Raw genomic sequence first — 630 nt, forward strand, 5'->3', positions numbered from 1 at the left:
CTTAACCCTTGACACAGCTAATCAGTCGGTTGTTATCGGTACTGATATTTCAAGCATTGAAACGGTTAGCGGTACAGGCAGTAACGAATTAACCGCAAGTAATATCACGAACAGTTGGGCAATCAATGCCACCAACCAAGGTGTGATTAATGATGGCACGGCTGATGAAGTTAACTTTGTTAATTTTAATAACCTTACGGGTGGCACAGGGAATGATGACTTCTTTTTTAGTGCTCTGGGTAATGTAGATACACTTATTGGCGGAGATGGTGCAGGTGTTGATAGCCTATCTGCACGTACTGGTGTTATTAACACTTGGATCTTTACTGATGCGACATCTTCCTTGGAGCAGGACAATACAGCCCCCATACCTGATGAATTATATGTCGGTGATTTCTCGGGCATTGAAACTTACATTACGGGGCAAGCTAATGAATGGGCCGATGTTTCATCGTTAAGCGGAGATATTGAGGTCAGCAGTTATTTAAGTTTTGCCGGTGTTATTGGTAATAACACCTCCAGTACTTTAATTGGTCAGAATGCTGATAGCACTTGGACAATTTCTCAAGTAAAAGATGCTAATGATATAGATAGTTCAGGTATCAATGATGGTACTTACATAGCAGACAG

1 protein-coding gene is annotated in these 630 nt (G+C 41.3%); it reads left to right on the forward strand.

What is annotated here, in order from left to right; translation table 11 throughout:
- On the forward strand, nt 1-630 hold a 630-nt coding region (locus CXF85_RS00055; RefSeq protein ID WP_198555424.1), incomplete at both ends, for a hypothetical protein.

The organism is Colwellia sp. 75C3, from assembly GCF_002836255.1.
Taxonomy (GTDB): Bacteria; Pseudomonadota; Gammaproteobacteria; order Enterobacterales; family Alteromonadaceae; genus Colwellia.